Origin of the sequence: Bacillus sp. MRMR6, assembly GCF_001940785.1 — a bacterium.
In the GTDB taxonomy this organism is placed as follows: Bacteria; Bacillota; Bacilli; order Bacillales; family Cytobacillaceae; genus Neobacillus.
Genome location: NZ_MSLS01000017.1, coordinates 1 through 14,277 on the forward strand (window position 1 = coordinate 1; position 14,277 = coordinate 14,277).

Here is a 14,277-nt window from a genome sequence, read left to right on the forward strand (position 1 = left end):
ACCTCACCAACTAGCTAATGCGCCGCGGGCCCATCTGTAAGTGTCAGCGAGAAGCCGACTTTCAGCTTTCCCTCATGAGAGGAAAAGGATTATCCGGTATTAGCATCGGTTTCCCGATGTTATCCCAGTCTTACAGGCAGGTTGCCCACGTGTTACTCACCCGTCCGCCGCTAACCAAGAGGTGCAAGCACCTCAAGATTCGCTCGACTTGCATGTATTAGGCACGCCGCCAGCGTTCGTCCTGAGCCAGGATCAAACTCTCCATGAAAGTTGATATAGCTCATTTGTTACGTTGGCTCATGTYCTCTAATTTAATAGAAGAAACATGAAAATTTATTGTTTGTTGACTTTTTTGTTTGTTTAGTTTTCAAAGAACAATTTCAGTTGCTAGCAATCTACCCGCAGAAGCAACTCTATTAATATACCATTTCGTCGAATCACTGTCAACACATTTCGAAATGTTTTTTTACTTTCAATATGTTGTTAACGGCGTCATTAACGACTGCTTATATATATTAGCACCCGGCATATAATTCGTCAACAAAAATTTGAAAGTTGTTATTTCAAAATTATAAATGAAAACAAAAAGCCGGCCTCAAAGGGCCGGCCATACTTTATTTTGTAATTCTTACGATTCCTTTTTGTTTTAACTCAACTGGACCTTGCTTATCTATAACCACTTTCTCTCCCTCAGCTAAGTTGGTAAATACAATAGGAGTAATAATAGAAGTGGCATGTTCTTTAATATAAGCTAAATCAACTTTTAACAATGGTTGACCTTGTTTTACGATGTCGTTTTCTGAGACTAAAGTTTCAAACCCTTGTCCTTTTAGTTTGACTGTATCGATTCCAACATGGATTAGGATTTCACGACCTGTATCAGAAAGTATTCCAATCGCATGCTTTGTTGGGAATAGGTTTACGATTTTACCATTAACCGGTGATACAACTGTTCCCTCAGAAGGCTCAATCGCAAAGCCATCACCCATCATTTTACCTGCAAAAACTTGATCTGGCACTTCAGTAATTGGCTTTAATACCCCTTTAATCGGAGATACAATACCTTCATCTTCGACCTTCCGTGCACTTTGATCAGTGTTTACTTCACTGGTTTGCTTTTCTGGTGCAGCTGCACGAGGTCTTTTCCCTGACATAATATCTTTCATTTGACCTTTAATTGTTTCAGAGCGTGGTCCAAAAATCGCCTGAATATTGTTACCAACTTCCAATACACCAGCTGCCCCTAGCTTTTTCAATTGGTCTTTATTAACTTGACCAATATCATTAACTGAAACACGTAAGCGTGTGATACAAGCGTCTAGGTGTGCAATATTTTCTTTCCCACCCATTGCATCTAATACATTGGACGCTAAATCAGCATTTCCTGTTTTACTAGTTGCTCCTTGATCCTCTTCTTCATCAAGTTCACGCCCTGGAGTCTTTAAGTTAAATTTACGGATTGCAATTCGGAATCCAAAATAATAGATAACCGCAAAGACTAAACCAACCGGAATAACAATCCACGCATTTGTCTGAGGGTTGATTAAACCAAATAGAATATAGTCTATTAATCCCCCTGAGAATGTCATCCCAATTTTAACATCTAAGATATGCATAATCATAAACGAGAACCCTGCAAAGACCGCATGGATAGCGAAAAGAATTGGTGCTACAAATAGGAATGAAAATTCAATTGGTTCTGTGATACCTGTAAGGAATGAGGTTAATCCAGCGGAAGCCATTAGACCTCCAACAAACACCTTTTTTTCTGGCTTTGCTTCATGATAAATCGCTAATGCTGCTGCCGGTAAACCAAACATCATGAAAGGGAATTTACCTGTCATAAATGTACCAGCCGTTAGGTTTTGGACATTATCAGTAATCTGTGCCATGAAGATACGTTGGTCCCCACGGACAACATTTCCTGCTTCTGTCACATATTCACCAAACTCATACCAGAATGGTGAGTAGAAGATGTGATGTAAACCGAAAGGAATCAACGAACGTTCGATTAATCCAAAGATAAAGGCAGATATGGTTAAATTCGCATGTACCATGTTTTGCGAGAAGGCATTAAGACCACTTTGAATTGGCGGCCAAATAATCAACATCAATAATCCTAAAAGTACAGCGGCACCTGCTGTTATAATCGGAACGAAACGTTTCCCAGCAAAGAACCCTAAATAGGACGGCAGTTCTATTTCGAAAAACTTATTATACAAACCGGCCGCAATAATACCGACGATAATACCCCCGAACACACCTGTTTGCAGTGTTGGGACACCAAGGATACTGGCAAAGTTCAAACCATTAACCTCATCTGCAGTAATACCGAGTACAGTCCCCATCGTTACATTCATAATTAAATATCCGATGATCGCCGCCAGTCCAGCAACCCCTTCACCACCTGCTAATCCAACAGCCACACCTACTGCAAATAAGAGCGGAAGATTCCCAAACACGATATCTCCGGCATTTTGCATGACTGATGCTACCAAACTAACACCACTGTTATCTAGAAAAGGTGCAAGTTCTAATAATGCGGGATTTCTAAGCGCTGCCCCTAGTGCAAGCAATATACCTGCAGCCGGCAAAAGCGCAACCGGCAGCATTAATGCTTTACCGACTTTTTGCAATACGCCAAAAGCTCTTTTAAACATATTTTCTTACCTCCATATTATGTTTTGCCCATTATGGTTTCCCATTTACCTCAAACCACAAAAAAGGCATGAGTCAAAAGTTTAAATAAATGAGGCTATGGGTATAGAATACCCGTAACATATCATTTCAATTAAACTTTTTACTCATGCCTGATCGTATCAGTAACACGTAAAATGTTAGATTATTTAAATTTGGTTTGTATGCGTTGTAAATGCATCGTTAAGTAGACAGCTTCTGCATCAAAAACTTTCAATTTAAGTGTTTGCTGCATCACTTTAATGAGCTTCCACGAGAGATTATAGCACAATGGATATTCTTGTTTCAATAGGTTTGCAATTTTTTCAGGCTCTTCTACCCGTTCACCTTTTATTACTCTCTCAATCGTAAATCTAAGATGGCGAACAAGCCTCATATAATCGATACTTTCTTTATCTATTTGAATTTGAAACTGTTTCTCTACCATAGCAACCAGTCTGCCGACAAGCTGGGAGTGCTGGTTTATATCAGAAAGATTCTTATTTGTAATAGCACTGTGAATATGGAGTGCAATAAAGCCTATTTCGCCCTGAGGCAGCATAACACCAGTCTTCTCGTTAATGAAGCGGACGACATCTGCAGCAACTTCATATTCGTGCCGGTAAAGAGTTTTTGTTTCGACTAAAAAGGGATTTGTAATCTCTAAACCCTTTGTCATTCTTGAAATAGCAAACATTAGGTGGTCAGTTAATGCAACGTGAATATGTTCATTTAAAGGTACATGCATCCTCTGTTTAATATAATCAATCGCTAATATGATCACTTCTTGTGTTTCATTATCTATAAAAGGGAGCAGCTTAATATAGTTTTCTTGCTCTTTTTCATTTTTTAAAACAAATAATTTATCAACAGCATCCGTATCGATTAAGTCTCCGTGCTTCCTGTTAAAACCAATCCCCTTGCCAATTAAGACAACTTCTTCAAAAGATGGGTGATCAGCGATTAAAACATTATTATTTAAAACTTTACTGATTACTAAGTTGGCCATCCCTAATCCTCTTTTCGCCTAACTATCCAATGTATTTACATGGTATAAAAGTAAAAATAAGAAGTCAACGGCAAAAATTAGAACATATTTACTTATATGTGATTCCGCGTAAACCTATTGCTAAAAACAAAATGGTAAATAGCAGTAATGCAATGCAATCTTTAGCAAGTGTCATACTATGAAGCCCGCCGCTAATAATTTCTTTAAAGCCTGACATCGCCCAGCTTTGCGGGACCCCTAAGGCAAGTTTTTGCATAAATTCGGGTACAAAATCAATCGACCAATATACCCCGCCAAGCATACATGTACTAACAATCAAAATGGTACTAATAGCACCAGCCTGTTGTTTGGTTTTTACCAACCCAGCAATCATCAATCCAAAACTAACGACCGTAAGGATCACCAATGAAGCAAATGGTATCAAGTAGGTTAGTTTTCCCCAGTTAGTATCAAACAAAAACTTTAGTGCAGACATTAATACAATAAACTGAACCCACCCCATTAGGAAATAGGCAAATAGATAACCAAGGATAATTTGCAGCTTACTAGCCGGTGTAACCATCAACCTCTCCCATGTACCACCAGACCGTTCATCAAGGATTGTCGAGGCTGCCCCCGATAGACCGAACATCATAAACATGATGGTAAAGCCAACAAACATTAAATTTATTTGCACTAGGTTATTACTGTCCTTTTGAAGGATTTGTTGTTCGACTAGGACACCTTCACTTGTACTAATTGCACTCATTAATGCAGGAAAAGCCTCATCATCTATATCTTTTACTGCATCATATGATTGGAGAATTGTATTCGCCGTCCCTTGAAGGTATGGCTCTAAAGCCATATAATCTTGGGTTTTACTTCGAATAATGATATCAAACAGCGGTTCTTTCTTTACAATTACCTCATCGATATTATCTGGTATAACAACGGCCGCAACGGAGTCCTGTTCCGCTACATTTTCTTTGGCCTGTTGTTTCGTTTCTTTTTCCCATTGAAAGTTTTTATTTCTTATTAGAAGCTGGTAAATCTCTGTGCTTATATCATCTTCAGCTGCGACAACAGATACAGCAGGTTTGGTTTGTTCTGATTGGATGGCGATGCCTCCGAAAATCCAGCTAAAAAGACAAGGCATAACAAACATAAGGACAATTGCACCCGGAGATTTAAAAAACTCCTTTAGATGCAGCCAGGTTATAGTCCAAATTTTAAGCATACTTCCCTCTCCTTTCTAATGAAAGGCGCAGTAACCCTATTCCAAAAAAGAAAATTCCTAAAACAATTGAACCAGTAATCGCTGGAAGAATTTCGACGACGGATGCCCCATTCATCAGCTCTATATAGGTTTGAAGGGCGAGACCATTTGGTAAAACCTTTGTTACCGTTATGACCCAATCAGGAAAGATGTAGAGCGGAGCCATACTGCCTCCTAATGCCGCCATCAACTGTGTTGCAAACATTCCCGCAACACTAAAAGCTTTCTCAGTATTAATAAAAGCACCAGCTAGAATTCCTAGACCACAAGCATTTATAACAAACGCCAATGTCATTAAGAAAATCCCTAGTACTGAGTCCCCCCAATTGACACCAAAAATAAATTTTGTTCCCAAAATAATGATAAAAGCTTGCATGGAGCAGGTAATAAGCAGCCCCAGCATTTTCCCTGAGAGATATTGTGTGAAAGTTAAATTAGATAGAAGCAAACGTTTATAAACCTCATCTTCCTTTTCTAGGATCATGGTGGTAACTCCTTGGACGACTGTCATTAATAAAAACATTACACCCATAGCAGCTGCATAATACTGAAAGGAACTCACAGGTTTGGAATTTGCCTTAACTGTTGATTCATTGAGGAGTGGTTGGATAACATCTGTTTCTGAGGCGGTTTCTGTTTTAGGTGCTGCTTGTACTGGTAATGCCATCCTAGCAGACATAGCTTGTATCGTAGTTGATTGAACAAATTGTTCAATGATATTGGTTACGATCGTTGCTTTTATCCCAGGATCAGGCACTGAGAGTAACTTTATCTTAGCAAGATTTCCTGAAAGTAAGGAATCTGAAAAACCTTTTTCAATGACAATACCCACTGATAGTTCGTGTTCTCTTATTGCTTCATACATATCTTTTTCTTGAAAATATTTAATATTGATTTCCTCTGAGGCACCTTTACGAAAAACTTCTTCCGATAAAACTTCACCTAATTGTCCTTGATCCAAATTGGCTATTCCCAATGTGAATTTCTGAATCGCAAATTCTTCCTCCTCTTGAAACATATTTCCAAAGGCAGATCCAAGAATAGCAATTAATAATAGCGGCATTAACAAAAGAGTTAATAAAGCTTTTCTATCCTTGGTAATGACCATTAGGTCTTTCCAGGCAAGCCACCAGAAACTCATTGATTATCACTCCTAATCTCTTAAGCTACGGCCAGTTAAATGCAAAAATACACTTTCTAGATTCGGTTCAATTATTTCAACAGCAGCTATTTTTACACCAGTCTGTGTTACCAGCTGAATTAAATCACTTAAGACTGATTGCGGTTGTTGATGAAATACTATCAGCTGGTTTTCCTGAATATGTACGTCCTTTTCTAAAAAACGGCCCTTTAATACCTTTGATACATGATCCGAATGTAACGATTCTTTATCAATTGTTAAGACAATCTTAGAGCGGTTACCAATTGTTTCACGTAAATCACGCAATGTGCCACAAGCGATTAAATTCCCATGATCAACAATTCCGATCCGCTCACAAAGATATTCAACCTCCTCCATATAATGACTTGTATAGATAATCGTCATCCCTTCATTGTTTAACCTTTTTACTGTTTCTAAAATGTGGTTACGTGATTGCGGATCGATCCCAACAGTCGGCTCATCCATAATTAAAATTTCCGGTTTGTGTAAAATCGCAGCCCCAATATTAACTCGCCGTTTCATGCCTCCCGAAAAAGTTTCTATCTTTTCATTTGCCCGTTCGGTCAAACCAATAATCTCTAGAACCTCTTCTACACTTTTTTCAAGGGATTTTCCGGTTAAATTATACATTCTTCCCCAAAACTTTAGGTTTTCTCTTGCTGACATTGACTCGTACAGAGCAATTTCTTGCGGAACCACACCAATTAATTTTTGTGCCCGCTTCGGTTCTTTAATGACATCAATTTCTTTTATTTGTATCGAACCTGATGTTGGTGCAAATAAGCCTGTTATCATATTGATGATGGTTGATTTCCCAGCGCCATTGGGTCCAAGTAAGCTGAAGGACTCTCCTTTTTCAACTGAAAAGGCTACACCCTTTACAGCCTCAAACTGCCCAAAGCTTTTCTTCAAATCATGAACATGAATGATGTTCATAAGTATCATCTCCTTTCTTTCCTCATCTAAATCATACAGAAGTAAAGCCAAAATACTCCCATTTCATTCAAATAAATAGGAATATTTTGTGAATTTTTTCCAAACACAACATTAAAGAAAAGCGGATTTTTCAAATATTTTTGCGAAATCCACGAGACTCCTGCGGGAGCATGAGCCAGGCGAGACCCCACAGGTTGGAACGACTGAGGAGGCTCGCCGATGAACCCGCGGAAAGCGAGTGGATTTCGCAAAAATCTAACAAAAAAACGGAACTGCGCGAACAGTTCCGTTTACCTGGATTATTTTAAGAAGATGAAATAAAGCACAAAGATGACGAAGAAAAAGTACATGACCGGATGAACTTCTTTGATACGCCCTTTTACGATCATCGTAATTGGGTAGAAGATAAAACCAATGGCTATACCCGTTGCAATGCTGTATGACAATGGCATCGCAATAATCGTTAAGAAAGCTGGTACTGCAATCTCAAAACGAGACCAATCAATTTTCCCTAACGACGATACCATTAATACCCCAACAATGATTAACGCTGGTGCTGTAACCGGTGCCGTTACAACAGATAATAACGGGAAGAAAAACAGTGATAATAGGAAGAACCCTGCCGTTACAATTGCAGCAAAACCAGTTTTTGCACCAGCAGATACTCCTGCAGAAGACTCAATATAAGATGTAGTCGTACTTGTTCCTAGTACCGCCCCTACCCCAGTCGCTACCGAATCAGCAAGTAATGCTTTTCCAGCACGCGGAAGTTTGTTATCTTTCATCAATCCCGCTTGGTTTGCTACCCCTACTAGAGTACCTGCCGTATCAAAGAAATCTACGAATAAGAACGTCAAGATAATACCTAGCATAGTAGTTGTATAAAAGGAGCTATCACCAAAGGCAGAAAAGGCTGCCCCAAAGGTTGGTGCTATACTTGGTACACTGTCAACAACCTTAGTTGGTACGTCGATTAATTGAAAGAACATCCCAACGATTACTGTTAATACCATTCCATAAAAAACTGCACCGTTAATTCCTCTAGTCATCATAATAACTGTCACAACAATTCCAAAAATAGCGAGTAAGGTTGGACCTGAAGTTAAATCTCCTAAGCCGACAAGTGTTGCATCGTTATTTACAATGATTCCCGCATTTTGAAAACCAAGAAACGCAATGAACAAACCGATACCTGCTCCAACAGCATGCTTTAATTCTGTAGGGATCGCATTGATGATTTTTTCTCGTAAACCACCGATTGTTAATAAAAAGAAAAATACGCCGGAGATTAAGACAGCTGCAAGTGCATGCTGCCAAGGAATTCCGCTTCCTAAAACAACTGTATAAGCAAAAAATGCATTTAACCCCATTCCGGGCGCGAGTGCAATCGGATATTTTCCTAATAGACCCATTAGGAGTGAACCAATCGCTGCTGCCAATGCCGTTGCAACGAACACGGCACCGTAATCCATTCTTAAATAGTCTGGTAAATCTTCTATACTAGCAAGCGTTAACGTGATTGGATTGACTACCAAAATATAGGCCATTGCCAAGAATGTAGTTAAACCGCCAACGAACTCACGGCGATAAGTTGTACCTAATTCCTCAAACTGAAAATACTTTTTCAAGTCATTCTCCTCCTAGTATTTTTTTCTAGTATTTACAAAAAACGCCCCGGTATCCACCGGAGCGTTGACTAGGGCATGTGTAAATAGATAGAGGGATAGCTAACCTCATTTAATATACACTGCCTCGTAGTCAAGCCATTTACGGTAGCTCGGTAGAAACTTCTGGGCCATATTCCCAAGATTATACGAGTAAAATCGACAATATTCTCTTTACTCTTCATATCTTAGCAGTGATTTTCCTTTTTGTAAACAAAAAATACGAACGATATAATAAATATTATTAATATCATTCGTATTTTATTCTTAATTTTTTTTATTCCCACTCAATCGTTGCAGGCGGCTTACTTGTAATATCATAAACCACTCTATTGACATGAGAAACTTCATTGACAATACGGGTAGATATGACCTCTAGTACTTCCCACGGAATGCGGGCCCAGTCGGAAGTCATTCCATCAATGGAGGTTACTGCACGAATTCCAATTGTGTAATCATAGGTCCTGGCATCCCCCATAACACCTACACTTCTGACGTCTGGCAGCACAGTGAAATATTGCCAAATTTCGCGATCGAGCCCTGCTTTTTTAATTTCTTCGCGAAGAATCCAATCTGATTCACGTACAATTTCAAGCTTATCTTCTGAGATGGCTCCCAGAACGCGAATTCCAAGGCCCGGTCCAGGAAATGGCTGTCTCCAAACAATATCATCCGGAATTCCAAGCTCTGTCCCTAATGCACGCACTTCATCCTTAAACAAGGTATTTAAAGGCTCAATTAACGTAAACTGCATGTCTTCAGGTAAACCGCCAACATTGTGGTGAGACTTTATCGTTTGTGCGGTTGCTGTTCCGCTTTCGATAATATCTGTATAAAGTGTTCCTTGTGCTAGAAAATCAATTCCTTCTAGCTTAGTCGCTTCATCATCAAATACATAAATGAACTCATTGCCGATAATTTTTCGCTTTCTTTCTGGATCAGAAACACCTTCTAATTTGGATAGGAAGCGTTCTTTAGCATCGACTTTGATGACGTTCATCTGGAAGCCTTCTGAAAAAGTCTTCATGACACTTTCCGCTTCATTTTTACGTAGGAGGCCATGGTCGACAAAAATACAGGTTAACTGGTTTCCGATTGCCTTGTGGATCAGTACAGCAACTACTGATGAATCCACCCCGCCGCTTAATGCACAAAGTACTTGTTTATCGCCAACCAGCTCGCGAATCTTTGCTATCTCCATTTCGATAAAGTTTTCCATCGACCAATCGCCTTTGCATTCACACACGTTAAAGACAAAGTTTTTAAGAAGCTCATTACCATATACAGAGTGGCGAACTTCCGGATGAAATTGAACTGCGTAAAGCTTACGAGCTTCATCGCTCATGGCAGAGATTGGACAGGATGGGTTTGTTCCGTCTATGGTAAATCCAGCTGGTGCTTCAACTACAAGATCACCATGGCTCATCCACACAACTTGCTCTTTAGGCATATCGTGGAAAAGCTTCGTTTGGTTTTCAATATTAATAACAGCCTTACCATATTCGCGGTGCTTTGCCTTTTCTACCTTGCCGTCAAAATGAACGGTCATTAATTGCATGCCGTAGCAAATTCCTAAGATCGGAAGACCCATTTCAAAAATTTCTTCATCGCAGCGAAAAGAGTTTTCATCATATACGCTGTTCGGGCCGCCTGAAAATATGATCCCTTTTGGATTCATTTTTCTAATCTCGTCAGCCGTAATGGTATGTGGATGCAGCTCGCTGTACACTCCAAACTCACGAATTCTTCGGGTAATTAACTGATTATATTGGCTTCCAAAGTCTAATACGACAATCATATCCTGTGTACCTGTCAAAACGGCCACCTCTTCCTGAAATTTAAGTATTGCTGTTAGCTTTTACATAAAAAAGAAAAAATAATTAATTCCTTTTTCTATTTTGCTGTAATAGTGGTGGTGATTTTTGCGAAATTCACAATATTGACATTACCTTTTACACAACAAAAAAACTAGACTTCTCCTTCCTCAAGTGACTAGGAAGGCAGAAGTCTAGTTTTCTAGTAATAGCTATACAGAAAAAAACTCCGCCTTCATAGTCAGGTCATTTACGGCGACCCGGTAGAGACTCTCGAACCTTATTTTCGAGGATATATGAAGAACCTATTAATTTACACCATATTGTATCAATAGGTCGTTTTTCTGGTCAAGCGATTGTCTTTTTAATTAAATTTTCCCACAATTCTCTTGCTTCCTTCCAGCCTCCATCTGGAACCTGCTGATGGTAGAGGAATTGTTCATACCGGGCCGTGAGCTTTGTCATTTCCCTTGTAGAAAAGAAGGTATCGATGTAACGTGCATAGTTTCTCAAGGTTTGATTTTCCTTCCGTTTTAAACCATATCGCTCTAATTGATTCAATAGGACATGGTAGGCCTCACCCATATTTTCATCCTTGCTTCTCACATGAAACCTCAACATATAATAATAAGGAATCCATCTTCTACGGATCCTGTAAATCAACCAGCCTGTTCCTCCAAGGACAAGGGAAGAAAAAATAACCTTTCCCCAGTTTTCACTAACAAATGACTTTACCGCTAGTAAAAATTCTTTAAGACCAGATGATTTACTAGTAGTCTTATCCTGATCTAGATTTTCATCCTCTAATGGCTGCTGCTGCGGCACTGGTACTGGTGGAGGTGTAGTGTTTCCGGAAACTGGGATGCCATCATCAGATAAAAAATTGATGGACACATCATTTGTGAATCCTTTAGTAGGTTCAAATTGGACCCAGCCCTGATTAGGAAAATACACTTCAACCCAGGAATGTGCATTGTTATTAGTGATCTCGTAAATTTGTAGTGACGGGTTTTCCTTACTCGATTGTTTAAATTCCCCGCCAGTATAGCCTTTCACCCATCTAGCTGGTATTCCCAGTGTTCTTAGCAGCACGACCATGGAGGTGGAAAAATTATCACAATAACCAATTTTAGTATCAAACAAAAACTGGTCTACATAATCCTCAGCTTCTCCAGGTATTGCGACATCCTTCTGGTCATATGTGTAGTCTGATCGGCTGAAATACCGTTCGATTTCCCTTGCCTTATCAAACCAGTTCGTTTTTCCACTTGTGATTTCTTCTGCTAATTCACTAATTCTCTCCGGTAATTCCTCTGGAAGTTGGGTATATCTGTCTATAAAAACAGAATCGACTTGTACTGCACTTGTAGTTAAAATTAGATCACTTGCTTTGTATTTTGGAACCTTAAAATCAACCTTATAGGAGGGCGGTGCAACATTCGCTCCCCATACTTCTGCAAAGGTGATTTTTTCCCTTGCTGCATCAATGTTTAAAAAATATTCGTCTTCAAAATGATAGCGCTGGATGCCCGCTGGATAAATAAGATGTTTGTAGTTCATACGCATAGACAAGAAAGCAGTTTCCGTACGGCTTTCCACGTTTTCAGGAATAGACCCTAAAGGTATAAAGTCATTTCCACTTATTGTGTATTCTGAAGAGGTTGAAGCAGTCCAGCCTTTTCCTGTATAAATATCCTTCGTTTCCACTTTCCAATACGTTTTTGCATTTACCTCTGTCTCAAACACGACCCGATCATCACCAACAAATGGACCCCCAAGATTGGAATCATTTGTTCCATAACCAATTTTTTTAGTACCTGTACCTTCTCCCGTTCCCTCTTCCTTACCAGTTGCCTTCAGGTATGGAACAGGGTCCGGCCAAATCGGTTCAGCCTTTGGCGCCGCTATCCCAACCATCACGCTTAAAGCAATCATAATAGCTAACGGTCTCATCCACTTCCGTGTAACGGTAGATTCATTGTTCACATTTTCTTGTGTCAAGATCCGGTAATAGGTGAGCATCCCCATGACAGCAAATCCGGCAATAACGGTTCTAACGATGGCTGCTTTCGCACTATAGGCCGTAAAGGTATCCAGAACAGTAATATAAATGATAGTCATGAGGAAAAAGACAAAGATTTTTTGCCTATTCAACATCCAATAATGGATCAAATACACCATTAGCCAAAGCAGGATAAAGAATAATAATGTTCGGAATTCATTCGATAATTCCAGCCAGTTCCTAGCAAAAATCACCCTCACATTATCGCTCATATCCTGCAGGAACGTCTTCAGCCAAGCCATTTGAAAAAATCCGTCCTGATAATGAAAACGATTGATAGAAAAGAAGATAAACCAAATTTTTATGATAAACTGCCAGATCCACTTAAGCTTAATATAAGCAGTAGCAAAGGAAATCACTAGGAAGATAACAAATGTTTCAATGTGATCGGTTTTCGTCAATTGCTCAATGGGCCTTAACCATTCCCATAAAAGTAGAAATCCAAATGCATATAAAAGAAAGGATGAGTTATCCCTTTTTATCATCGAAAACTCACCTCCGAAAAGGCAGCTGCAAACTCACCTTCATGTATCATTACCACACGTACACCACGTGCATTAGCCATAGCGATTAGCGAACGTTCATTTTGTGGAGGTGATTCCTTTGCTCCCTTTATAAGAAACAGAGTAATCCTCCCATTTCTTTGGCGAACAAAGCTTGCCTTTTCAATTAAAGGCTTCGTTAGTTGTGCTGTAATCAATATAAATGAGACCGTTTGCTGAACAAATAAGCCTTCCTTCTCCATCACTTTATCAAGAGAGGAGATTCCATTTGCTTCTATACTTGCCAGATGGTAAAACAGCTGCTGTAAGTGACTTTCACCGCTCCTAATCGGAAAAGACGCCCTCTCGCCGCTGATTGTCAACAACCCGGTTTGGGCCCCTCTTTTTAAAACAGCCCGTAGTAATGAAGCCGTAAAACTAACAATGGACTCAAAGCGCCGGTCAGGGGCACAATCCATTACCACAAACACATCATGTGACTGCCGCTGCTCAAACTCTTTTGTCATAATAACATTTCGTTTAGCAGAGGCCTTCCAGTTTATCCAGGAAAAACGGTCACCTGGCTGATAATCTCTTACTCCTATCGCCATTGACGTATCCCGCTGTACACGTTCTCTTGATGCTGTCATTCCCTGATCAAATTGATTCTCAAAATGACGGTAAAGCAAATCAGTATAAGCTGGATAGACGATGATTCTATCTTCATTCGAATAAGTTCTTTCTTTTTCAATTAAACCAAGCGGGTCGCCAATTTTCACAATCGTATCGTTGAAAAAATGCTCTCCTCTTGGCAGCTCGGCTAATTCGTACTGATAGGCAAACTCTTTTTTGAAGCCAGGAAACAATAGTGCTTTTGCTTTCTGCGTCTGCCGTGAGTACTTTAGTGTATCCTCCAGCAGATCCTCGATAATCAAATAGAATAAGGGAAACGAAGACTGCCTTTTTATCGTTATCGTTACTTTCAACGGCTCTCCCGCATTGTAATCAGCTTTAGGGATATGACGAGTAATCTCAAACCCCTTCGTGGAATAGAAAGAAAGGGCTACACAATAGAGTGCAAATGGCAGGAAGCTATAAAGTAGAAACCAACTGACAAACCCTCCCTGAAACATGGCATAGGAAAAGGTGATTATGATTAAAAAGAGTAAGATTAGAAACTTCCATACCTTATTTAAAGGATTTAGAATTTTCCTCAT

Annotated in this window: 9 protein-coding genes, 1 rRNA gene and 2 riboswitches; all 10 genes read right to left on the minus strand. The window is 39.5% G+C overall.

The genetic code is table 11. The features are described 5' to 3' along the window. A 16S ribosomal RNA gene (locus BTR25_RS15930) occupies window positions 1-268 on the minus strand; the annotation flags it as partial. A gap of 346 nt (window positions 269-614) precedes the next feature. Further along, window positions 615-2,660, minus strand: coding sequence for a glucose-specific PTS transporter subunit IIBC (gene ptsG, locus BTR25_RS15935; protein WP_075689041.1), 2,046 nt, complete (start codon window positions 2,658-2,660; stop codon window positions 615-617). Window positions 2,661-2,842: 182 nt separating this feature from the next. Next, window positions 2,843-3,685, minus strand: a complete 843-nt coding sequence (gene glcT, locus BTR25_RS15940) for a glucose PTS transporter transcription antiterminator GlcT (RefSeq protein WP_075689042.1) — start codon at window positions 3,683-3,685, stop codon at window positions 2,843-2,845. 88 nt (window positions 3,686-3,773) lie between these two features. Further along, entirely contained in the window at window positions 3,774-4,901 is a 1,128-nt protein-coding gene (locus tag BTR25_RS15945; RefSeq protein WP_075689043.1) for an ABC transporter permease, read from the minus strand. Further along, the gene (locus BTR25_RS15950; protein WP_075689044.1) at window positions 4,894-6,081 is read right to left on the minus strand and encodes an ABC transporter permease; all 1,188 of its coding nucleotides are present in this window, start codon (window positions 6,079-6,081) and stop codon (window positions 4,894-4,896) included. Before BTR25_RS15950 ends, BTR25_RS15945 begins: the two co-directional genes overlap by 8 nt. A gap of 12 nt (window positions 6,082-6,093) precedes the next feature. Continuing rightward, window positions 6,094-7,032 carry an ABC transporter ATP-binding protein gene (locus tag BTR25_RS15955; protein WP_075689108.1) on the minus strand — a complete coding sequence of 313 codons (939 nt, stop codon included), beginning with the start codon at window positions 7,030-7,032 and terminating at the stop codon, window positions 6,094-6,096. Between the two features lie 305 nt (window positions 7,033-7,337). Then, a complete protein-coding gene (locus BTR25_RS15960; RefSeq protein WP_075689045.1) occupies window positions 7,338-8,666 on the minus strand; it encodes an NCS2 family permease in 1,329 nt (442 codons plus the stop codon). A 107-nt stretch (window positions 8,667-8,773) separates the two neighbouring features. Beyond that, a riboswitch (purine riboswitch) is annotated at window positions 8,774-8,875 on the minus strand. Window positions 8,876-8,979: 104 nt separating this feature from the next. Next, window positions 8,980-10,500, minus strand: coding sequence for a glutamine-hydrolyzing GMP synthase (guaA, locus tag BTR25_RS15965; RefSeq protein WP_075689109.1), 1,521 nt, complete (start codon window positions 10,498-10,500; stop codon window positions 8,980-8,982). A gap of 234 nt (window positions 10,501-10,734) precedes the next feature. Continuing rightward, a riboswitch (purine riboswitch) is annotated at window positions 10,735-10,836 on the minus strand. Window positions 10,837-10,864: 28 nt separating this feature from the next. After that, a complete protein-coding gene (locus BTR25_RS15970) occupies window positions 10,865-13,063 on the minus strand; it encodes a DUF4129 domain-containing transglutaminase family protein (protein WP_075689046.1) in 2,199 nt (732 codons plus the stop codon). Then, complete coding sequence (locus tag BTR25_RS15975) at window positions 13,060-14,277, minus strand: DUF58 domain-containing protein (RefSeq protein ID WP_075689047.1); 1,218 nt, start codon at window positions 14,275-14,277, stop codon at window positions 13,060-13,062. The genes BTR25_RS15970 and BTR25_RS15975 overlap by 4 nt, the downstream gene beginning before the upstream one ends.

Coding starts and splice junctions, on each gene's coding strand:
- ptsG (WP_075689041.1), bottom strand. CDS start 2,660: ATGTTTAAAAGAGCTTTTGGCGTATTGCAAAAAGTCGGTAAAGCATTA.
- glcT (WP_075689042.1), bottom strand. CDS start 3,685: ATGGCCAACTTAGTAATCAGTAAAGTTTTAAATAATAATGTTTTAATC.
- BTR25_RS15945 (WP_075689043.1), bottom strand. CDS start 4,901: ATGCTTAAAATTTGGACTATAACCTGGCTGCATCTAAAGGAGTTTTTT.
- BTR25_RS15950 (WP_075689044.1), bottom strand. CDS start 6,081: ATGAGTTTCTGGTGGCTTGCCTGGAAAGACCTAATGGTCATTACCAAG.
- guaA (WP_075689109.1), bottom strand. CDS start 10,500: ATGATTGTCGTATTAGACTTTGGAAGCCAATATAATCAGTTAATTACC.
- BTR25_RS15970 (WP_075689046.1), bottom strand. CDS start 13,063: ATGATAAAAAGGGATAACTCATCCTTTCTTTTATATGCATTTGGATTT.
- BTR25_RS15975 (WP_075689047.1), bottom strand. CDS start 14,277: ATGAGGAAAATTCTAAATCCTTTAAATAAGGTATGGAAGTTTCTAATC.